Origin of the sequence: Sphingomonas sp. LT1P40 (assembly GCF_036663835.1) — a bacterium.
GTDB lineage: Bacteria > Pseudomonadota > Alphaproteobacteria > Sphingomonadales > Sphingomonadaceae > Sphingomonas.
This window is the reverse complement of record NZ_JAXOJT010000002.1, coordinates 438,303-457,684: the sequence shown is the minus strand read 5'-3', so window position 1 is coordinate 457,684 and position 19,382 is coordinate 438,303. Positions and strand designations below refer to the sequence as shown.

Sequence of the window (19,382 nt, the reverse complement as noted above, 5' to 3'; positions counted from 1 at the left end):
AAGGCCGCCTTTTCAGATTATTTGCCCAGTTACTTACGCAATCCGAGCTTGCCGATCAGGCTGGTGTAACGCTCGGCGTCCGTCTTGCGGAGATAGTCGAGCAGCGAACGACGCTTGTTGACCATCATCAGCAGACCGCGGCGCGAGTGATTGTCCTTGGCATGGCCCTTGAAATGGCCGGTCAGGTTCAAAATGCGCTCGGTCAGGATTGCGATCTGGACTTCGGGGCTGCCAGTATCGCCCTCGGCGCGGCCATGTTCCTTGGAAAGCTCGGCCTTGCGCTCGATCGTGATCGTCATGTGTTTTCCTTCGACATCGTTTACAGGTTGAAGCCACGCACGACCCGGACGATCCCGTCCGAAACCTCGACCAGCGCGACCGGCGTTTCGCCGTTCAGCGCAAAGTGTTGGCCGTCGTTCGCAGCAATCCCGATCAGCTCCCGCCCCTGTCGGAGCAGACCTGCCTGATCGGGGGTGAGGGATAGAGCCGGGATGTCGTCCAGCCCCGCCCTCAACGGCAGGAGGTGTTGTTCAAGGTCGCGCGCCTTACCGGATTCGGTCACTTTGTCCAGCGATATCGCGGAATCGAGGGTGAACGGGCCAGCCTTCACGCGGCGGAGCATGGTGACATGGCCTACGGTGCCGAGCGCCAGCGCGATGTCACGCGCAAGGCTGCGGATGTAGGTGCCTTTCGACACATGCGCGGTCAGCGTCGCGCTGTCCGCGTCTGCCTTGCCCAGAGCCAGCGCATGGATGGTGACCGAGCGCGTCGCCAGTTCGACCGTTTCGCCCTTGCGCGCCAGATCATAGGCGCGCTCGCCATCCACCTTCAGCGCCGAATAGGCGGGGGGTATCTGATCGATCGGTCCGGTGAACCGCGGCAGCACCGCCGCCACCTGCGCCAGCGTGGGCCGCACGTCCGAAGTCGCAATTGCCGCGCCTTCCAAGTCCAGTGTGTCGGTCTGCTCGCCGAACCGCACCGTGAAGTCATAGATTTTGTCGCTGTCGAGCATCCGCCCGGCGAGCTTCGTGGCCTCCCCCACCGCGATCGGCAGCACCCCGGTCGCCAGCGGGTCGAGCGTACCGCCATGCCCGACCTTATATTTGGCATAGCCGCCATCGCGCAGCGCGCGCTTCACCGCACTCACGCCCTGCGTCGAGCCTAGCCCAAGCGGTTTGTCGAGAATGATCCAGCCATGCATGGCTGGAGCCCTAGACGGTGAGGTTCACCAGCCCAAGCACGAATCCCATGATCGCGTTGATGACCGGTGCGGCCAACTTCTCCCCAATCCGCGCCTCGGGATCGAGCAACGGCAGCGCCACGATCACCGCCACTGTGATCAGGATGAAGATTCGTCCTCCGCGCCGCACTTTGCGCCGAACTCCCTCCGGCAACAATTCGGCAATGGCGCGCCCGACGTCGAATGGCGGGAAGGGCAGCAGATGAAACGTCGCCATACAGGCATTGGCGAGAATGAAGTTGAGCAGATTGGCGGCGAGAAAGCCGCTCGTGCCGCTTTCCGGCATCGTTCCGCCCATTGCGGCGACCAGCGCGCCCAGCGCCACCGCGCCGATCACCGCATGGACCATGCACGCCACCGGCCCGGTCAGCGCCACCAGCGCCAGTCGTCGCCGCGTGACCGTGTCGTCGTCCACCGTCAGCGGCAACCTTTTCCCCCAGCCGAACACCGGCGCGTGCGCCAGTGCCAGCGCAATCGGCACCAGGACCGATCCGATCGCATCGATATGGCGCACAGCGTTCCGCTCCGGTCGCTGGGCGTTCGCCGCCGGGTCGCCCATCCAGCGGGCAACGGTCCATTGCGCGAAATCGTGCAGCACGATCGCGGCGACCACGGGCAACAACCACGTCGCAACGGTGTAGAACGCAGCCTCCATCCCCCTCTCCCCGGATAACGGCGTGCCGGACAATCGCGGGCGATGCCAGTGGCTTCGCTTGCGCTCAAGTCACAAAACGAGACGGTCAGTCGGCGGCCGCGATAGCCTCGGTGAAATGGCGGCGGCACAATGCGACATAGCGATCGTTGCCGCCAATCTCGGTCTGCGCACCCTCCGCCACCGCCCGTCCTGCCGCATCGACGCGCAGGTTCATCGTTGCCTTGCGCCCACAGCGGCACACCGATTTGATTTCGACCAGCGCATCCGCCAGCGCCAGCAGCCGCGCCGATCCGGTAAACAGCGCCCCCGTGAAATCGGTGCGCAACCCGTAAGCCAGCACCGGCACCCCCAGCACGTCCGCCACCGCCGCCAGCTGATCGACCTGCGCCGCGCTCAGGAACTGCGCCTCGTCGACCAGCACGCAATGCACCGGTCCTGTGTCCATTTCGCGCTCGACCCGCAGCCGTAAATCCATCGCCGCATCGAACGATATCGCCTCCGCAGCCAACCCGATCCGCGACGATATCCGCCCCGCCCCCGCCCGGTCGTCGATCGCCGCCGTGAACAGCAGCGTCCGCATGCCGCGCTCGCGATAGTTGAAATCGGCCTGCAACAGCATGGTCGATTTGCCCGCGTTCATCGACGCATAGTAGAAATAGAGCTTGGCCATCGCCGCTTCCTAGCGCGACAGACGCGAAACGCGATCAGCTTTCGGCGTCGCCGTCATCCGTCAGATCCCGGGCCACCTTGGGATCGCGCAGCAGTTTTTCGATATGGCTGCCCTCGTCAAAGCTCTCGTCCGCGAGAAACTTGATCTTCGCCGCGTATTTGAGCTTCACCTTCGACGCCACCTCGCGCTGGAAATAGGCAGTGTTGGTGCGCAGCGCCTTCAGCACGGCTTCCTCGTCCTTGCCCAGCAACGGCTTCACGAACACGATCGCGTGGCGCAGGTCGGGCGACATGCGCACTTCGGTGACCGACACGACATGCTTCGCCAGCACCTCGTCATGCACCTCGTCGCGCGCAAGGATGCTCGACAGGATGTGGCGCACCTGTTCGCCCACGCGCAGCAGGCGGACGTTGCGGGATTCGTTGGAGTCGTTGGGTTTCACTTGGCCATATGTCCCAAGGTCAGTGCCAGCGGCAGGATAATGGCTGCGCCGAAGGCGGGAATGCAACCCGGATTTGCGCCATCCACTGCGGAGATGAAATGCCGTCCCCACCCCGTCTTTGGCGCGGGAGCCGGATAACCACGCGGTCGATCGCGCTTGCCGTCTGCCGGGTCCGACGGCTCCTTGGAACGTCGGCCCCGGCTTTTCGGCATTACAGCGTCCGTTCGCGCAGTTCGACCTCGAACGTCTCCAGATAGTCACCCGCCTTGATATCGGTGAAGTTCTGCGTGAACGTCACACCGCACTCAAGTCCTGCGCGAACTTCCGCGACATCGTCCTTGAAACGGCGCAGCGACGCGATTTCGCCCTGATAGATGATGACGTCGTCGCGGGTGATACGCGCCTTGAGCGCCTTGCGGATGACACCGTCGGTGACCAGCAGACCGGCGGCCTTGCCGTGCTTGCCCGCGCTGAACACTTCCTTGATCTCGGCGCGGCCAACCACGGTCTCGAACGCTTCCGGTCCAAGCTGTCCGGCCATGCCCGCGCGAATCTCGTCGGTCAGTTCATAGATCACGTCATAATATTTGAACGCGACCTTCTGGCGATCGGCGATCTCGCGTGCCTTGGCGTTCGGGCGCACGTTGAAGCCGATGATCGGCGCGCCGGACGCTCCGGCCAGCGTCACGTCGCTCTCGGTAATACCGCCGACGCCGGCGTGCAGCACACGCGCCTTGATGTCGTCGGTGCTGATCTTGTTGATCGCGGCGACGATCGCCTCGACCGTGCCTTGGGTGTCGGCCTTGACCACCAGCGGATATTCCATCGCCTGCTTTTCCTTGAGCGCACTGAACATGCTCTCCAGGCTGGCGGGGGCGTTGGTGGTGCGCTTGGTCTGAATGACGCTGGCACGATAGGCGGCGATTTCACGCGCGCGCGCATCGTTTTCGACGACCTGGAGCAGATCGCCCGCCATCGGCACGCCGGTCAGGCCAAGCACTTCGACCGGCATCGACGGCCCGGCTTCCTTCACCTGGCGGCCCTGATCGTCCATCAACGCGCGGACCTTGCCGCTTTCCGCGCCGACGACGAAGATGTCGCCGACCTTCAGCGTACCGCGCCCGACCAATACGGTCGCAACCGGGCCGCGACCCTTGTCCAGCTTCGCCTCGACCACCGCACCCTCCGCAGAACGATCGGGATTGGCGCGCAGCTCGAGCAGTTCGGCCTGAAGCTGGATCTTTTCGATCAGCGTTTCCAGACCGGTCTTCTCCTTCGCCGAAACCTCGACGTCCTGAGTCTCGCCGCCCATTTCCTCGACCTGCACATCATGTTCGAGCAGCCGCTCGCGCACGCGTTGGGCATTGGCTTCGGGCTTGTCGATCTTGTTGATCGCCACGATCATCGGCACGCCCGCCGCTTTGGTATGATTGATCGCCTCGATCGTCTGCGGCATCAGCCCGTCATCGGCCGCCACCACCAGCACGACGATGTCGGTGACGTTGGCGCCGCGCGCGCGCATCTCGCTGAACGCTTCATGGCCCGGCGTGTCGAGGAAGGTGATCTTCGACTTGTCCTTCAGCGTGACCTGATACGCGCCGATATGCTGCGTGATCCCGCCCGCTTCGCCGCGCACGACATTGGTGTTGCGCAGCGCGTCGAGCAATGACGTCTTGCCGTGATCGACATGGCCCATGATCGTGACGACCGGCGCACGCGGCTTCATGTCCTCGTCCGAATCCACGCCGGTATCCAGCGACAGATCGATGTCGGAATCGCTGACGGCGACGAAGTTGTGGCCGAATTCCGCCACCAGCAGCTCTGCCGTATCCTGATCGATCGTGTCGGTCATCGCCGACGGCGCGCCCAGCTTGAACAGCGCCTTGATCAGGTCGCCGCCACGTTCGGCCATGCGGTTGGCCAGTTCCTGGACGGTGATCGTCTCGGGCACCTGCACGTCGCGGATCTGCTTGACCTGCGGCTCGCGTGGTCCGGAATGACGGCGATGTTCCTTTTCACGCGCGCGCTTCAGCGCGGCGAGGCTGCGCGCACGCGCGCCGTCGTCGCCGCCCAGCGCACGGTTGACGGTCAGCTTGCCGCCGCGACGCTCGTCGGTCTTGCGGTCGCGCGAAGGCTTGATCGGCTCGGGGCGCTTGGGCTCGGCTGCCGCCGCACCGGCGGCCGGACGTGCCGCACCCGCCGCGGGACGGGCGGTGCCGCCACCGGCCAGATTGGGTTCGGGGCGCACCGGTGCTGGTGCAGGACGCGGAATCTCCGGACGCTGCACCGGGGTGAACAGTCGCGGAGCCGGACGGCTGGCATCGAGTTGCAGGTTAACCGGCTCGGGCGGCGCAGGCGGCGGTGGCGGTGGCGCAGCTTCGACCGGCACCGGCGTCGGCGTCGGCGTCGGCGTAGCAGCGGCAGGCTCGGGCGCGGATGTGGCCTTGACCGACTCTTTCTTCGGCGCGGCGGCCGCTTCGGCTTCGGCGCGAGCGCGCTCTTCGACGCGGCGCTGCTCGGCCTCGACCGCCTCGGCCCGCTCACGATCCTCGCGGCGACGCGTTTCTTCCTGCGCATTCATGCGCTGCTCGTCGGCGTCGCGCAGCATGCGAGCCTGACGCTCCTGCGCCGTTTCACCGACGGGCGCGGACGGACGCGGCGCGGCGACCGGCGGCGGCGGCGGCGGAGCCGCGACGACCTCAGGCTGCGGCGGTGCCGCCTCTTCCTGCGGTGCGCCGGATTGCGGGCCAAGCACGCGGCGGCGCTTCACCTCGACCACGACCGTGTTCGAGCGCCCGTGGCTGAAGCTTTGCTTCACCTTGCCGGTCTCGACCGTGCGCTTCAGCCCCAATGGCTGGCGCATTCCGAGTTTCGGCTTTTCGTTTTCGGTATCGCTCAAGTGTCTATTCCTGCTCGTTCTTCGTTCGACGGGTTTTCGTCTGTCTCGTCGCCGCGTGCGCCCGATGCGCCTTGCGAAGGCGTTTCGCAAGGCTCGGGCACAGAATCGGGTCCGATAAAATGCAGCCATCGGGCGAGCGTTTCGCTCACCCGCGCGGCAGCTCTGGCGTCGGTCAAACCGACATGTACCACATTTTCGCGGCCAAGGGCCAAGGACAATATGGTGCGTGGGATGGGCAATGTGAAGCCTGTATCCCCGGAACCTTCGCGTTCACGCCCGACGCGCAGCGCCTGATCGAGCTTGCGGTTGCCATCGGTCCCCGCGTCGGACGCATGAAGCAACAGGTGCAGCTTGCCGCTGCGTCCCGCCTTTTCGATGCGCTCGCCGCCGATGACGACGTAACCGGCCTTGGCCTCCAGCCCCAGCCGGTCGAGCAACGCCCGCTCCAGCTGCGTGGCGATCCGTTCGCCCAGATCGTCGGGAATGCGCAGGTCGTTGGTCTTGAACGCCCGCGACAATGCGCCGCGCAATTTCTTGCCCGACGCGTCCAGTTCGGCGCGACTGACACCGATCCACGCACCGCGCCCCGGCGCTTTCGCGCGCACGTCAGGTAGCACCTCGCCATCGGGCGAGAGCGCAAGCCGGATCAGGCCGTCGCGAGGGGCTTCCTCGCGCGACAGGATGCAGGTGCGAACGGGGTCCGCACCTGGCTTTCCATCGATCAGATCAGACCGGGTTTCATTGCTCGGATTCCGCAACAGCGTCCTCCGAACTTGCATCCGCGGCTGGCTCTTCGTCCTCGAACCAGTGCGCACGCGCGGCCATGATGATCTCGTTGCCCTGCTCTTCGCTCAGGCCATATTCGCCGAGCACGCCGCCCTTGTCGGCTTCGCGCACCGGTGCCGCCGGACCATCGCCGCGACGGCGCGGTTCGGGGCGCTTCTTCGCGACCAGCTCGTCGGTGGCCAGATCGGCCAGGTCGTCGAGCGTCAGGATCTTCGCTTTGCCCAAAGTCACCAGCATCGCTTCGGTCAGATACGGCATCGTTGCCAGATCGTCCTCGACGCCCAGGCTGCGGCGCAGTTCGCGATTGGCTTCCTCGCGGCGATCGAGCGCTTCCTGCGCACGATTCTGCAGCTCCTGGCCCAGTTCCTCGTCGAACCCTTCGATCCCGGCGATTTCGCTCAGTTCGACATAGGCGACTTCTTCCATCGTGCTGAAGCCTTCGGCCACCAGCAGCTGTGCCAGCGTCTCGTCCACATCCAGCTCGTTCTGGAACATCTCGCTGTTCTGGACGAACTCGTTCTGGCGCTTCTCGCTCGAATCGGTCTCGGTCAGGATGTCGATCGCCTTGCCGGTCAGCTGGCTGGCGAGACGGACATTCTGCCCGCGACGACCGATGGCGAGGCTCAGCATGTCGTCGGGGACGACCACTTCGATGCGGTCATCCTCTTCGTCGATCACCACGCGCGCGACGTTCGCGGGCTGCAGCGCGTTGACGACGAAGGTCGCGGTGTCGGGCGACCACGGAATGATGTCGATCTTCTCGCCCTGCATTTCCTGCACGACGGCCTGGACGCGCGAACCCTTCATGCCGACGCACGCGCCGACCGGGTCGATCGAGGAGTCATGGCTGATGACGCCGATCTTGGCGCGCGAACCGGGATCGCGGGCCGCAGCCTTGATCTCGATGATGCCGTCATAGATTTCCGGCACTTCCTGCGCGAACAGCTTCTTCATGAAGTCGGGATGCGCACGGCTCAGGAAAATCTGCGGCCCGCGCGTCTCGCGCACGACCTTCAGGATCAGGCTGCGGACGCGGTCGCCGACGCGGACGACTTCGCGCGGGATTTGCGCGTCGCGGCGGATAACGCCCTCGGCACGGCCCAGATCGACCACGACGTGACCGAACTCGACGCGCTTAACGACGCCGGTGATGATCTCGCCCTGGCGGTCCTTGAACTCTTCATATTGACGCTCGCGCTCGGCATCGCGGACCTTCTGGAAGATCACCTGCTTGGCGGCCTGCGCGGCGATGCGGCCGAACTCGATCGGCGGCAGCGGATCGACGATATAGTCGCCGACGACCGCGCCCTTCTGAAGCTTCTCGGCCTCTTTCAGGTTCACCTGCTTGAAGAAATCGTCGACCGCCTCGACCACTTCGACCACGCGCCACAGGCGCAGATCACCAGTCTGCGGGTCCAGCTTTGCGCGGATGTCGTTCTCGGCACCGTAACGGGCGCGGGCGGCACGCTGGATCGCGTCCTCCATCGCCTCGATCACGATCGCCTTGTCGATCATCTTCTCGGTCGCCACCGCATTCGCAATGGCGATCAGTTCGGCGCGGTTGGCGGTAACGGCAGTGGCCATCGTTAAACCTCTTCTTCGATAATCTTGTCGGCGCCTTCAGTCGAAAGCGGCGCGGTGGCTGCGAGCAGCCGGTCGGTAATTACCAATTTGGCATCGTCGATCCCGGCAAAGGGCACGAACGACTGCACACCCAGCCGGTCGAGGATGCCGACGATCCCGTCAGGCTCCACCCCGGTCAGGTCGCCCTTGAACTGTTTGCGCCCATCGAGCTTTTCGGTGAGCACGATGCGGGCTTCGTGCCCCTTCCAGTCCTCGAAATCGCTCAGCCGGGTCAGCGGGCGGTCGATTCCCGGTGAACTGACTTCCAGACGATAGGCATGATCGATCGGATCGCGCCCCGCTTCCTCCAGCGCGTCAAACACATCGGAAATGCGACGCGACAGATCGGCGCAATCGTCGATCGTCAGCTGTCGCGTGTCCGGACGCTCGGCCATCACCTGCAACGTCGGGTCGGACGTGCCGCCAAGGATCTTGACGCGCACGAGTGCGAGCCCGAGCGCCTTGGCCTCAGGTTCGATCAGTCCGGTCAACAGGGCGATGTCCGCCACGCGGCACTCCAGCTAAGAATATTGAACATGCAACTCGGCGGCGCCGGCCCCGTGGGGACCGACCTCGGCAAGTTTCCAATGTCGAGAACAGCGCCCCTATACGCCCGTCCTGCTGCCACGGCAAGGTTTTCGAGTCAGCGCGCCGCAGCGGGCGGTCCGGTCGGATTATGCCTGTCGAGAAACGCGCCGACACGCTTCAGAAAGTCGGCTGCGTTATCGGGGTTGTCGAGCCCGTGCCCCTCCCCCTCATAGACTTTATATTCGTGCGCTTTTCCGATGCCTTTCAACGCCTCGTGCAGCCGCCGGGACTGATAGAGCGGAACATTGTCGTCCTTGTCGCCATGTGCGATCAGGATCGGCACGTTCAACCGATTGACGGCCTTGATCGGCGATACCGCATCGAGGTCGAAATCACTTTCGCCACGCACCTTGTCGCGCCACGCACGCGCATAGCGCGGCGCTGCAAAACTCTGCCGGTCGTAGCGCAGCATCGAGGCTACGTCGGAAATCCCGGCAAAGCTGATGGCGCAACGATAGATTTCGGGATTGCGCACCGCCGCCCACATCGCGGCATAACCGCCAAAGGATGCGCCCATGATGCAAACCCGGCCGCGATCGACCGTTCCCTGTTTCACCAGCCACGCCACCCCGTCGTCGATATCGTCCTGCATGCCCCGGCCCCATTGCCCATAGCCTTTTTCGACAAAGGCTCGACCGAACCCGGTCGAACCCCGGAAATTCGGCTGCAGCACCGCGTAACCGCGCGCCGCAAGATACTGTACCCACGGATCGTGACCCCAGCTGTCGCGCGCGAACGGCCCGCCATGCGGTATCACGATCAGCGGCAGCTTGACCTCGCCACCGACCGGAAGCGTCAGATAGCCGCGAATCGCCAGCCCGTCCCTGGCTGTGTAACTAACCGGCTTCATCGGGCGGAGCACCTTGCCCGTTAGCGCCGGATACACATCGGCGAACGGATGCAGTTCGCGCACGTTCAGGTCCAGCACCGAGTAGGAACCGGCATCGCTGTCGGCGCGGGAATGGATCAGCAGCATGCGACCGTCGTCGCTGCCGGACACGATCTGGCTGAATTTTCCGGGGATGAGCTTGTCGATCCGTTTCTGTAACGCGGCGCGATCAGCATCGAGCCAGCGCGTTTCGGCGCGATCTTCGGTATAGGATATGCCCGTCGGTCGACCATCGGCCAGATGCACCGTGTCGATATCGACCGTTTTATGGTCGGCAACCACCGCGCCCATCGACCCCGTGGCAAAATCATAGCGGCGCAGTACGAAGCGCCCGTCCGCGCCTTCGGCGAGCGCGTGGCCGTGATCGCTCCCCGCGACCGGCATCAACGCAGTGATGACCGGATCGCCCGCGCGCTCCGACCGTGTTGCCAGTCTTTGATACGACTCACCCGCCGCGGAGCGATAGAAGATCCAGCTTTTGTCCGCGTCTGCGCCGATCGCGGCACGAACGACGCCAGCTTCGTCCACGAACCAGTCCCACACCCGTGTTCGCGGTTGTTCGAGCACGCGCGCTACATCGCGAACCGGGTCATATTCGAACACGGCCGGATATTCGGCGACGCTGCGTCGCGCCGCATAAACAATGCGATCTCCGCCGCTTGAGACGTAGAGCAGCGTGTTTTGCCCGTCGAACTGCTGGGGGCCAACGAAACGGATTTGACGCTTAGTGAGGTCGAACAGCACCAGTTGGCTGACCCGGATGACCGTCTGGCTTCGCTGATATTGTACCGCCGTGACTCCCGCAATCAGCCGATCGTTGCCAACCCACCGTATCCACTCGACATCGTTATTCTCGGCAAGCGGAACCCGGATCGGATCCCGGCTTCCTCGCAAATTCCAGATAAAGATCGTCGGCGTGCGACGGGTAACGATGCCAGCCGCAACGCGTTTTCCGTCCGGCGACAGTCGGGGTTGCTTGAACGCAGGCGGCTCCGCCAATTCGGCTGCGCCGGGCGCAACCGGGGCGGGTTGCTGGGCTTTGGCGGGGGCGATGGCAAGGCTGAGAACGGCCAGAACAACATTAACAAAACGCGCCAAGCCCATGAAATAACCCCCGATCTCGACGGGAGCCTAGAGGGACGCCATGCCCCGAGCAAGCGGGTTAGCGCCCCGCCGCCCTCTGTCCAGCGTCCCGCTTCGGCGGGCGCATCAGCGTCGCCGCGTCGATCGCCTTCCACACCGGCTTTCGCCCCAGCCGCGCGTTGAACAGCGTGTTGAAGCGCATTTCATCCTTCAGCGGCCGGTCCAGCGACTCGCCATAGACCGCGCGAACCGCGTCCGGTGCATAGCCCATCAGGCCCAGCAGGGTCGGGAACAGCTGGTAATGGCTCGCCCGGTTGCGATTCAGCCTGACCGCCGCAGCCCATCCGCCGACATTCCCCGCATCGGTCAGCACCGCGATCGGCACCGCACCCTCCTCCGGCACCGGATTCGCGCCGCAATGCGTGTGCACGCCCGACCCGCCGCGCTCGTTCAGATCCTGTCCGTGATCGCTGGTGTAGATGATTGTCGCGCCATGCAGCGTGCCAGGTGCCAGCAGCCGGTCGAAAAACCCGCCGACGCTCCACAACAACGTATTGCGATATGCATTGCGATAAAGCTGCCATTGCGTGCCGCTGCCGTCGAAGCCGTCGCGCTTGCCGCTGTCGGCGATTCCCAGATAGCGGCCGCGCGGCAATGCGGGGCGATAGACCGCATGACTGTCGGGATATTTGTCGTGGACCGGGAAATGCGCGCCGACCTTGTTGACCAGAATAAACTCGCGCGTCCCGTTGGTCAGATGCTGTGTAATCCGTGCAGCGGCGGCGTGGTCGCGCGTCTCCACTGCGACGTCGTCGAATTGCACCAGCGTGTCGATTCGCGCGCGCTCGTCCGCATCCATGCCGTTATGCAACCCGCCGGCGGTGCGCTGTGCGTCGATATAAACGGTGCCGAACCCGGCCTTTCGCGCGAAATCCCAGATCGCCGGGCCGGTCGCGTTCAGCTCGGCATAATGGTTGCGCGTGCCGCCATGACGCAGCGTCAGATTGGTGCCGAGCGAGCAGTTGGTGATCGACGCCGCCACCCCGAAATGATTGACCGCGATCCCTTTGGGCGGGGTCAACAAGCCAGTCCGCACCCCCGCCGGATCGACGAAGTCGAGATAGCGCGCAGCGACGCTTTCATCGACGATCAGCACGATATCGCCATCGACCCGTGGCGGACCGGGCCGCATCGCCACCGCGCGCCGCTCCTTCTCGCTGCCAATCCCCTCGCCCGCCGCCAACATCAGATAGGCGAGCGGCGCGAATGCCGTCGGCAACCCGCGCGCACCATCGCCGCCGCGCATGAACAGCACCCCGGTCAATACCGCCAGCGCGCCAACCGGCGCCAGCACCCACCGCGCCCGCAAGGGTCTGCGCGGCGCAAGACCGATCGCCAGCAACAACGGAACTGCGACCAGCACCGCCAGTGCGATTCGTCCGCCATGCTGGGCCATCGCATCGCCCGCGAACCCCGCCGATCCGGCCAAGTTGAGGAATCCGTCATAGGTCAGATGGTCAGCCAGGATGCGCTCGCTCGCGCCCAGAAACGCGGCGGCGGCGAACAGCGACAGTGCAAGTCCCCAGCGCAGTAGCGGTTGGGCGAGCCGTGATGCGACCCACAACGCCCCGGCCAGCATCGCATAGAGCGCGAGATAGATCGCCAGCGACAGCGACACCCCGAGCGACCCCAGCCGCTCGACGACCGTCCCGCCATCGGCGAGCAGATAGAGCAGCAGCAGCGCTTCCTTGAGCGGCGCATGCCTCGGCCAGATTGTCGCGTTTCCCTGCATCCCGCGCCGTTGATAGACACGGGCTCGTTGCGATGCCGTAAATGCCCGTTGCAACATCATTCCGCCCCGCGCGTTGCGGGAGCATCCAGTTGCCGGAGGAATATATGCGCCTGTTGCCGATCGCCGCTCTCTCGCTCACCCTGATCGCCTGCACGGGGGCCGAACCGGGCAACGGCCAGACGCCCGCCAGCCAGACCGGGGGCGCAGCCGGCGTTCCGTTCACGGTCACGCCAGTCGCCGATTTCGATGCACCCTGGGCGATGACCTTCCTGCCCGACGGGCGCATGCTGGTAACAGAGAAGGCCGGAACATTGCTGCTGGTCAGCGCGGACGGCAAGACCAAGACGTCGGTTTCGGGCATCCCCGCCGTGGACAGCGCGGGCCAGGGCGCACTCAAGGATGTCGTGCTCGCCCCTGGCTTCGCCACCAACAAGCAAGTCTATTTCAGCTATTCGGAGGCCGGTGACGGCGGCAAGGGCGTCGTCCTCGCGCGCGGCACGCTGACCGAAGGCGCGTCACCCAGCCTCGCCAACGTGCAGACGCTGTTCCGCGCGTCACCCTATGTCAGCGGCAACGGCCATTATTCTGGCCGCATCGCCTTTGCCCCCGACGGCAAGCATCTGTTCTTCGCCAATGGCGAGCGTCAGAAATTCGACCCGGCACAGGATCCCAAAGCCACGCTTGGCAAGATGCTGCGCCTGACCCTCGACGGCAAACCGGCGGGCGATCCCGGCCTGACCGCTCAGGGCTTTCACCCCGCGGTCTGGTCATACGGCCATCGCAACCTGCTCGGACTCGCTTTCGACAAGGCCGGCAATCTGTGGGAACAGGAAATGGGGCCGAAGGGCGGCGATGAGGTCAACCTGATCCTGCCCGGCAAGAATTACGGCTACCCGATCGTCTCCGACGGCGACCATTATGACGGCCGCGACATCCCCGATCACAAGACCCGTCCCGAGTTCGAGGCGCCTAAAGTATCGTGGAATCCCGCGATCTCACCCGGCGGGTTGATCGTCTATTCGGGCAAGCTGTTCCCGGACTGGGCAGGCGACCTGTTCATCGGCGGCCTGTCGAGCCAGGCGCTGATCCGCGTCGATGTGAACGGAACGGGCGCTGCCAAGGGTGACCAGTTCCCGATGGGCGCGCGCATCCGCGAGGTCGAGGAAGGACCGGACGGCGCGATCTGGCTGCTGGAGGATGGCGGGCAAGGATCGCAAGGGCGGCTGCTCAAACTGACGCCGAAAAAATGATGGCCGGGCGCTGGCTGACTGCGGCGGCTGCACTCGCCCTGGCCGGATGTGGCAGCGGCGGGAGCGGCAGTGTCGTGACGCCCGCGCCGACCCCCACGCCAACCGCCACCAGCACGCCCGCGCCGCCGACCACTGCAGTTCAATCGACGACCGTCGCCACCTTCAATCAGCCTTGGGCGATGACATTCCTGCCCGATGGCCGGATGCTGGTAACCGAACGCGGGGGCGTGCTGTACCTCGTCACCGACTCCGGCACAAAGACGACGGTCACGGGCACGCCGACGGTCGCCGCCGCCGGACAGGGCGGACTGCTCGACGTCGCGCTCGACCCACAATTTGCCGCCAACCGCCGCGTCTATCTCAGCTTCGCCGAAAACGGCGCGGGCGGTAGCGGTCTTGCGGTCGCGCGCGCCACGCTCAACACTGCCGCGACCGCATTGGAAGGCGTGACGACGATCTGGCGACAGGCACCGAAGATCGCGGGCGATACGCGCCATTTCGGCGGCCGCATGGCATTCTCGCCCGACGGCTTTCTATTCGTCACTGCCGGTGACCGACATCAAGGTGCCCCTGCGCAGGATCTGGCACAGACGCTGGGCAAGATCGTGCGGCTTAATCTCGATGGCACGACGCCCTCGGGCAATCCGTTCGCCGCCACCGCTGGTGCCCGTGCCGAAATCTGGACGCTCGGCCATCGCAACCCCTACGGGCTCGTCTTCGCCACCGACGGACGGCTGTTCGAGAGTGAGATGGGGCCGAGCGGTGGCGACGAATTCAACCTGATCGCACGCGGCAGCAACTATGGCTGGCGGATCGTGTCGGAGGGTGACGATGGCGAGGTGCTGCCGCGCCATTCCACCCGGCCCGATTTCGCCGCACCGCTGGTCAGCTGGACACCGGTGATCGCCCCCGGCGGAATGATCCAATATACCGGCACGCGCTTTATCGGCTGGAACGGCGATTTCGTCCTCGCCGGACTGGTGTCGCAGGGGTTGGTGCGCGTGCGCCTGTCGGGCTCGACCGCCAGCGAAGTGGCCCGTGTTGCACTTGGCGCGCGCATCCGCGAGGTCGAACAGGGACCGGACGGCGCGATCTGGGTGCTGGAGGACGGTAACGGCGTGGGGTTGCGGAAACTCGTGCCCGCCCCCTAGCCGATCAGGAAGTTCATTCGGGCGGCAGCCACTGGACGCTCGCGGTCATCCTGCCACGCCACCGCCTCGACATTGGCGATGCGCGTGCCCAGCCGACTTACGACGCCCGCTGCGCGCGTCTCCTTCTCGCGCCCGCCGCGCATGAAATCGACCGTGACATTGACGGGTTTGAACCGGGCATCACCACGGCCTTCCGCGCCCAGTGCATGCTCCAGCGCCTTGATCGCTGCCATCTCGAGCAAACCGGCCAGTGCACCGCCATGCACAAACCCCGGTCGGCCCAGCACCGCCGTGGCGAACGGCATGGTCAGCACCGGCGAGCCTTCACCCCGCTCGATTTCCATGCCCAGCAGCGTCGCATAGGGGGGCAGCATCATGCCGCCGTTCCCGTGAACATGAAGGTGCCCGCGACATGCGCAACCGGATCGTCCGGGTCGCCATCATGGGCAAGACCGCGCACGAAGGCGATCGATCGCGTGATCCGATAGCATTCGCCGCGCCCGATCACCTCGCGCCCAGCTGTCGCCGGACGCAGATAATCGACGCGCAGATCCAGCGTCGCGTGCGGCAGGAACCCGCCGCGTTTCATCCACACCGCAACGCTGGTCGCCATGTCGAGTAATGCGATGATCGGGCCGGATGCCAGCACCCCGCGCTCGACATCGCCGATCAGGTCGGCGCGGAACGGCAGCCCCAGCGCGCACCAGTCCGGACCATGGTCGCGATAGGCGATGCCCAACGTATCGCCATGCCCGCCGATGCGGTGGTCGAAAAAGCGTTTGGGGTCGAATGCCAGCGGATCGGTCATGCCGTGCGGTTAGCCGGGTGACGGGCGTCCGGCAATCATCCACCGACCTCAACGTAAACTCGAATTAACTCTGCCGTCCGCTGGACCCCGCCTAGTTTGCGATCGACGTTACAGGGGGAAGCACGATGATTACCATGTCGCTCGCCGAAATCGCCACGCTCGGCACCCAGATCGCCACCCATGGCGCAATCCGCGCCTCGGAAATGGTCAGCGACGACATTTTCGAGCTGATGATCGCCATCGCCATTCTGGTTTACGAGACCTATCCCGGCACCAATCAGTGACCTTGCGCTTCGCGGCGGCGGCGCACCCCGATCTGCTCGGGTCGCGCCACCGCTCGGCCCCGGTCAACGCGGCGTGGCTGTCCGGGCCGCAGCGAGAGGTCGCTGCGCGATTTGCAGGGTTGAACTGTCCCGATGCCGTCGCCGGCATGGCCGAAATTCTGCTGTCGGACAGCGAGTGGGTCGCGCGATTGCTGGCCCCGCTGATCGACGCGCTTCATGCCGATCCGTGGTTCGAGCCGCCGTTCAAGGTTAGCCGCGATGGGCTGCGAACCGGTGCCGTGCTGGTCGATTGCGCCGCCGTCAGCATCGCCGCGACGGTAACCTCGGCGACCGCGCTCAATCGTCTCCCGCCACCCGCCACCGTGGTAATTCCGGGGCGTGTCACCATCACGCGCTACGTTCGGGGCGGAGATGCGCAGATGCGCCGCTGGCGCGCCGACCCGGCAGCAGCGGATTTCAGCGCCACCGACACATCACCGTGCCGCGAGCAAGTCCCGGTCATCCTGCGCGACGGGATGCAGATCCGTCACAACGGGCAAACCGACGGCCATGTGATCGTCGGGACGGAGCGGGACATCGTGGCCATCACCGCCACCGTCAAACCCGGTGCGGCACCGCTGATGCGCGAATATGCCGTCGCCGATGGCCGCTTCGTTCGCGCCGCCAGCGCTGACGACGCCGCGTCGCGCACCGAAATGCTGCTGACCTTTTTGCGAGTGAGTGGTCGCACCGACGCTGCCGGATCGTTCGACGCCGCATCGCGTCATCCCGCCTTTCACTTGCGCTGGGCGGCAATGCGCGAATGGCTGATGCTCGACGCCCGCAACGCATATCCCCGCCTCGCTGCAATGCGGGACGGGGACCAAAACGCCGAAATTCGCAGCGCGGCCAACGCGACATTGCAGGTTCTCGATCAGCGACTGGCTCAGCCATGCCCCGCCTGATCGATCCCGGCGACGCCGCGCCGATATCGCTCGAGGAATTGGCCGACACGCTCGATTCGACGCCGTTCGACGCGCATGACGAAGATCAGTTCGCCGCCCTTGGCCCGCTGCTGGCCCGGCTGGGCCGCAACACCAGCTTCCTCGCCGACCTGGCGATCGACGAACTCAAGCAACGTTGCACCAATCAGAGCACGGCAAATGGCTATGGACCGCAGGTTTTCATGCTCCGCCCGCCCAATGGCCGATATGTCATCCGCGCCAATTTCTGGCCCGCGATGGGCGATGCCGTGGTGCAGGCCAGCGGCACTGCGCCCTTCTTCTACGACCTGCCGCACGACCATAATTTCCCGTTCCTGACTTACGGCTATCTCGGCCCGGGCTATTGGAGCGACTATTACGAATATGACGGCACCGCTGTGGGTGGGGTGCCGGGCAGCCATGCCGGACTGCGTTTTGTCGAGCGCTCGCGCCTCGATCCAGGCAAGCTGATGCTCTACCGCATGCAGCGCGACGTGCATGTTCAGCTGCCCCCGGACAGCTTCTCGGTCTCGCTCAACATATTGGGGCAGCACCCCAGCCACCCGTGGGTCGACCAGTATCGCTTCGACATTGCGCGCGGCACGATCGTCGAAGGGCTGACCACCGCCCCGTCCGAGGGGCTGGCGATGCTGGCCGCGCATCTCGGCGGCGGTAACGGCATCGATGTAGTCGACCAGCTAAGCCGCCGGCACCCGCACCCCCGTATGCGAGCGACCGCTTTCGCGGCATTGGGTTCGGCCCGAGGCTTCACTGTGTCCAAAGCGGATGATTTTCCGGCACCGTCGTGACCCGGCTGGCCTAGACCAACGCCGGTGGGGCAGAAAATCATCTCCGAAATCGATATTCCGCTTTTCGACAAGGCGATTGCCGCGCGCGGTTATGCGCTGGTGCTCGGCGCGCCGCCCTTCGCACATGACCGGGATGTCGCCGCGATCCTGCGCCGGTGGGAACCGGGACGCCGCATCGATCGATCGCGCGTCCCCGAGATCGCCGTTGCGCACTGCGCGGCATCGCTCGCCGCCGCGCTGGACGCCGGGGCGGCCGATGCCGTCGTGCATCCGGTGGATCCGTTTGAACTTGCGGCACGGGTCGATGTGCGTATCCGCACTCATGTGCCGGGCGAAATGCGGATCGGCGACCTGTCGATCGATCCGATCCACCGCCGCGTGATGCGCGCGAACCAGCCGATCGCGCTGGTCGCCCGCGAATACGCCGTCCTGCTCTATTTGGCAGAGCGCCAGGGTGAATATGTCACCCGGCGCGAACTGCTCGAATGCGTGTGGAAGCTCCGCTTCGACCCCGGCACCAATGTGGTCGCGGTGCATGTCTCGAAACTGCGCGCCAAGCTCGAACGCACATTTGACGGGCCGATGATTCGCAGCGCCAAGGGACTCGGCTACCGTCTCGATGCAGGCTAGTGTCGCGGCAAAACCGAGAGGGGAGCCATGACCGAACAGCGCGTGACCATCGATTTCGCGGAAGGCATCGCCAATGTCCGCCTAAATCGCCCGGACAAGATGAACGCGCTCGATCCGGCGATGTTCGCCGGAATCGCCGATGCGATCGAACAACTGGGATCGATGCCGGGGCTGCGCGCGGTGGTGTTGTCGGGCGAAGGGCGCGCTTTCTGTGCCGGGCTCGACATGGCAAGCATGGCGGGCGGCGGGTCGGGCATGGATTTACGCACGCGCAGTCATGGCGACTCGAACCTGTTTCAGCAGGTTGCCTGGGGCTGGCGCACGCTTCCGGTGCCGGTGATCGCGGCGGTCCACGGCATCGCGTTCGGCGGCGGGTTTCAGATCATGTCGGGCGCCGATATCCGCATCGCCGCGCCGGCAACACGCTGTTCGATCATGGAAATGAAATGGGGCATCGTTCCCGACATGGCGGGCTTTGCATTGTGGCGCACGACGGTGCGCGACGATGTGTTGAGGGAACTGAGCTACACAGCACGCGAATTTGCAGCGGAAGAGGCGCTGGCGCTGGGTTTTCTCACCCGTATCGACGATGATCCGCACGCGTCCGCCATGACGCTCGCCCGCCAGATCGCAGGCCGAAACCCGCATGCGATCCGCGCAGCGAAACGACTCGCCAATCTCGCTGCGCATGCGGATGATGCCGCGATCCTAGCCGCCGAAAGCAACGAGCAGGCCCCACTGATGCGCTCGCCCAACCAGATGGAGGCGGTGATGGCCAATATGCAGAAGCGCGCGCCACAGTTCACGGACTGACACACGTC

20 protein-coding genes are annotated in these 19,382 nt (G+C 65.1%); 7 read left to right on the top strand and 13 right to left on the bottom strand.

The window, feature by feature from the left end:
• Positions 1-29: 29 nt before the first annotated feature.
• The 11 genes from rpsO to U1702_RS13580 all read right to left on the bottom strand — a co-directional run bounded on the left by rpsO (position 30) and on the right by U1702_RS13580 (position 12,667).
• Positions 30-299, bottom strand: a complete 270-nt coding sequence (gene rpsO / locus U1702_RS13630; protein WP_332725533.1) for a 30S ribosomal protein S15 — start codon at positions 297-299, stop codon at positions 30-32.
• Between the two features lie 20 nt (positions 300-319).
• A complete protein-coding gene (gene truB / locus U1702_RS13625) occupies positions 320-1,201 on the bottom strand; it encodes a tRNA pseudouridine(55) synthase TruB (protein WP_332725531.1) in 882 nt (293 codons plus the stop codon).
• 10 nt (positions 1,202-1,211) lie between these two features.
• A complete protein-coding gene (locus tag U1702_RS13620) occupies positions 1,212-1,895 on the bottom strand; it encodes a site-2 protease family protein (RefSeq protein ID WP_332725529.1) in 684 nt (227 codons plus the stop codon).
• A gap of 85 nt (positions 1,896-1,980) precedes the next feature.
• The gene (locus tag U1702_RS13615) at positions 1,981-2,565 is read right to left on the bottom strand and encodes a thymidine kinase (RefSeq protein ID WP_332725527.1); all 585 of its coding nucleotides are present in this window, start codon (positions 2,563-2,565) and stop codon (positions 1,981-1,983) included.
• A gap of 34 nt (positions 2,566-2,599) precedes the next feature.
• On the bottom strand, positions 2,600-3,007 hold the full coding sequence (gene rbfA / locus U1702_RS13610; RefSeq protein ID WP_332725525.1) for a 30S ribosome-binding factor RbfA: 408 nt from the start codon (positions 3,005-3,007) through the stop codon (positions 2,600-2,602).
• Positions 3,008-3,218: 211 nt separating this feature from the next.
• Positions 3,219-5,906, bottom strand: a complete 2,688-nt coding sequence (infB, locus tag U1702_RS13605; protein ID WP_332725523.1) for a translation initiation factor IF-2 — start codon at positions 5,904-5,906, stop codon at positions 3,219-3,221.
• The gene (locus U1702_RS13600) at positions 5,903-6,664 is read right to left on the bottom strand and encodes a DUF448 domain-containing protein (protein WP_332725521.1); all 762 of its coding nucleotides are present in this window, start codon (positions 6,662-6,664) and stop codon (positions 5,903-5,905) included. Before U1702_RS13600 ends, infB begins: the two co-directional genes overlap by 4 nt.
• Complete coding sequence (gene nusA, locus U1702_RS13595; protein WP_332725520.1) at positions 6,645-8,276, bottom strand: transcription termination factor NusA; 1,632 nt, start codon at positions 8,274-8,276, stop codon at positions 6,645-6,647. The genes U1702_RS13600 and nusA overlap by 20 nt, the downstream gene beginning before the upstream one ends.
• Positions 8,277-8,278: 2 nt before the next feature.
• A complete protein-coding gene (gene rimP / locus U1702_RS13590; RefSeq protein ID WP_332725518.1) occupies positions 8,279-8,824 on the bottom strand; it encodes a ribosome maturation protein RimP in 546 nt (181 codons plus the stop codon).
• Positions 8,825-8,958: 134 nt separating this feature from the next.
• Positions 8,959-10,890, bottom strand: coding sequence for an alpha/beta fold hydrolase (locus tag U1702_RS13585; RefSeq protein WP_332725516.1), 1,932 nt, complete (start codon positions 10,888-10,890; stop codon positions 8,959-8,961).
• Between the two features lie 64 nt (positions 10,891-10,954).
• Positions 10,955-12,667 carry a sulfatase-like hydrolase/transferase gene (locus U1702_RS13580; RefSeq protein WP_332725514.1) on the bottom strand — a complete coding sequence of 571 codons (1,713 nt, stop codon included), beginning with the start codon at positions 12,665-12,667 and terminating at the stop codon, positions 10,955-10,957.
• Positions 12,668-12,771: 104 nt separating this feature from the next.
• Between U1702_RS13580 and U1702_RS13575 the strand changes: the two genes are divergently transcribed.
• Together U1702_RS13575 and U1702_RS13570 are read left to right on the top strand one after the other, a co-directional pair.
• On the top strand, positions 12,772-13,917 hold the full coding sequence (locus U1702_RS13575) for a PQQ-dependent sugar dehydrogenase (RefSeq protein ID WP_332726392.1): 1,146 nt from the start codon (positions 12,772-12,774) through the stop codon (positions 13,915-13,917).
• A complete protein-coding gene (locus U1702_RS13570; protein WP_332725512.1) occupies positions 13,914-15,068 on the top strand; it encodes a PQQ-dependent sugar dehydrogenase in 1,155 nt (384 codons plus the stop codon). The genes U1702_RS13575 and U1702_RS13570 overlap by 4 nt, the downstream gene beginning before the upstream one ends.
• On the opposite strand, the gene U1702_RS13565 is transcribed toward U1702_RS13570, so the two are convergent.
• Positions 15,065-15,445, bottom strand: coding sequence for a PaaI family thioesterase (locus U1702_RS13565; RefSeq protein WP_332725510.1), 381 nt, complete (start codon positions 15,443-15,445; stop codon positions 15,065-15,067). The two genes, U1702_RS13570 and U1702_RS13565, sit on opposite strands and share 4 nt — an antisense overlap.
• Positions 15,442-15,876, bottom strand: coding sequence for a PaaI family thioesterase (locus U1702_RS13560; protein WP_332725508.1), 435 nt, complete (start codon positions 15,874-15,876; stop codon positions 15,442-15,444). Before U1702_RS13560 ends, U1702_RS13565 begins: the two co-directional genes overlap by 4 nt.
• A gap of 125 nt (positions 15,877-16,001) precedes the next feature.
• On the opposite strand from U1702_RS13560, the gene U1702_RS13555 reads away from it, so the two are divergent.
• The 5 genes from U1702_RS13555 to U1702_RS13535 are packed head-to-tail and all read left to right on the top strand — an operon-like array spanning position 16,002 to position 19,374.
• Positions 16,002-16,160: a hypothetical protein gene (locus U1702_RS13555; protein WP_332725506.1), complete on the top strand. Its 159-nt coding sequence runs from the start codon at positions 16,002-16,004 to the stop codon at positions 16,158-16,160.
• A complete protein-coding gene (locus U1702_RS13550) occupies positions 16,157-17,104 on the top strand; it encodes a hypothetical protein (protein ID WP_332725504.1) in 948 nt (315 codons plus the stop codon). The genes U1702_RS13555 and U1702_RS13550 overlap by 4 nt, the downstream gene beginning before the upstream one ends.
• Positions 17,092-17,931 carry a transposase gene (locus U1702_RS13545; protein ID WP_332725502.1) on the top strand — a complete coding sequence of 280 codons (840 nt, stop codon included), beginning with the start codon at positions 17,092-17,094 and terminating at the stop codon, positions 17,929-17,931. The genes U1702_RS13550 and U1702_RS13545 overlap by 13 nt, the downstream gene beginning before the upstream one ends.
• A 24-nt stretch (positions 17,932-17,955) precedes the next feature.
• Positions 17,956-18,561 carry a winged helix-turn-helix domain-containing protein gene (locus tag U1702_RS13540; RefSeq protein ID WP_332725500.1) on the top strand — a complete coding sequence of 202 codons (606 nt, stop codon included), beginning with the start codon at positions 17,956-17,958 and terminating at the stop codon, positions 18,559-18,561.
• 27 nt (positions 18,562-18,588) lie between these two features.
• On the top strand, positions 18,589-19,374 hold the full coding sequence (locus U1702_RS13535; RefSeq protein WP_332725498.1) for a crotonase/enoyl-CoA hydratase family protein: 786 nt from the start codon (positions 18,589-18,591) through the stop codon (positions 19,372-19,374).
• The last annotated feature ends 8 nt before the right edge of the window (positions 19,375-19,382 follow it).

Excerpts from the sequence above, each read along its gene's own strand:
- rpsO (WP_332725533.1), bottom strand. The coding sequence starts at position 299 with ATGACGATCACGATCGAGCGCAAGGCCGAGCTTTCCAAGGAACATGGC.
- truB (WP_332725531.1), bottom strand. The coding sequence starts at position 1,201 with ATGCATGGCTGGATCATTCTCGACAAACCGCTTGGGCTAGGCTCGACG.
- U1702_RS13620 (WP_332725529.1), bottom strand. The coding sequence starts at position 1,895 with ATGGAGGCTGCGTTCTACACCGTTGCGACGTGGTTGTTGCCCGTGGTC.
- U1702_RS13615 (WP_332725527.1), bottom strand. The coding sequence starts at position 2,565 with ATGGCCAAGCTCTATTTCTACTATGCGTCGATGAACGCGGGCAAATCG.
- nusA (WP_332725520.1), bottom strand. The coding sequence starts at position 8,276 with ATGGCCACTGCCGTTACCGCCAACCGCGCCGAACTGATCGCCATTGCG.
- U1702_RS13580 (WP_332725514.1), bottom strand. The coding sequence starts at position 12,667 with ATGCAGGGAAACGCGACAATCTGGCCGAGGCATGCGCCGCTCAAGGAA.
- U1702_RS13575 (WP_332726392.1), top strand. The coding sequence starts at position 12,772 with ATGCGCCTGTTGCCGATCGCCGCTCTCTCGCTCACCCTGATCGCCTGC.
- U1702_RS13570 (WP_332725512.1), top strand. The coding sequence starts at position 13,914 with ATGATGGCCGGGCGCTGGCTGACTGCGGCGGCTGCACTCGCCCTGGCC.
- U1702_RS13565 (WP_332725510.1), bottom strand. The coding sequence starts at position 15,445 with ATGATGCTGCCCCCCTATGCGACGCTGCTGGGCATGGAAATCGAGCGG.
- U1702_RS13560 (WP_332725508.1), bottom strand. The coding sequence starts at position 15,876 with ATGACCGATCCGCTGGCATTCGACCCCAAACGCTTTTTCGACCACCGC.
- U1702_RS13555 (WP_332725506.1), top strand. The coding sequence starts at position 16,002 with ATGATTACCATGTCGCTCGCCGAAATCGCCACGCTCGGCACCCAGATC.
- U1702_RS13545 (WP_332725502.1), top strand. The coding sequence starts at position 17,092 with ATGCCCCGCCTGATCGATCCCGGCGACGCCGCGCCGATATCGCTCGAG.
- U1702_RS13535 (WP_332725498.1), top strand. The coding sequence starts at position 18,589 with ATGACCGAACAGCGCGTGACCATCGATTTCGCGGAAGGCATCGCCAAT.